The 534-nt window shown below is 50.2% G+C and carries 1 protein-coding gene; it reads right to left on the reverse strand.

From position 1 onward, the window contains the following. Positions 1–303: 303 nt before the first annotated feature. The coding region (locus V7665_RS13820; RefSeq protein ID WP_335665102.1) for a DUF885 family protein at positions 304–534 on the reverse strand (231 nt) is incomplete at its 5' end.

Genomic DNA, 534 nt, shown 5'->3' on the forward strand with positions numbered 1-534 from the left:
TGCAGGTGCAAAATATCTCAAACTAACCAAGCGACGACCCCTTAATCTGCCCCTCCCCCCAGGTTCAGATCACATATGGATGCTCTTTTCTAACCAAAAAATATAGTTAAAAAAAAGGCCTGACCAAATTAATGGTCAGGCCGAAAAGGAAAAGAACTCAGTTACCATCAGATTAGGATGGTGAGAGCCCTTCGGGTCGCAACGTCCCTATCACTGGTATTAACCCATATTCATTGGACAGAAACGACAGATTACCCTCATTTGCTTGACATTTCAGGACAAGATTGAGCTTGTTACCGTATCTTACCCCTCGTCAGCAATCCAGGCGTCAACCCTCTCTTCCATGATGTCCAGTGGCACCGGGCCACTTTTCAGCACCACGTCATGGAACTGGCCCATGCTGAACTTGTCGCCGAGAGCGTCCTGCGCCCGCGTCCGCAGCTCGAGTATTTTCAGCTTGCCGATCATATAGGCGGTCGCTTGCCCGGGATAGACGATATAGCGCTCGATCGCCTTGCGAATATCGCCCTCCGG

Origin of the sequence: Parasphingorhabdus sp., from assembly GCF_036964675.1 — a bacterium.
Lineage (GTDB): Bacteria > Pseudomonadota > Alphaproteobacteria > Sphingomonadales > Sphingomonadaceae > Parasphingorhabdus.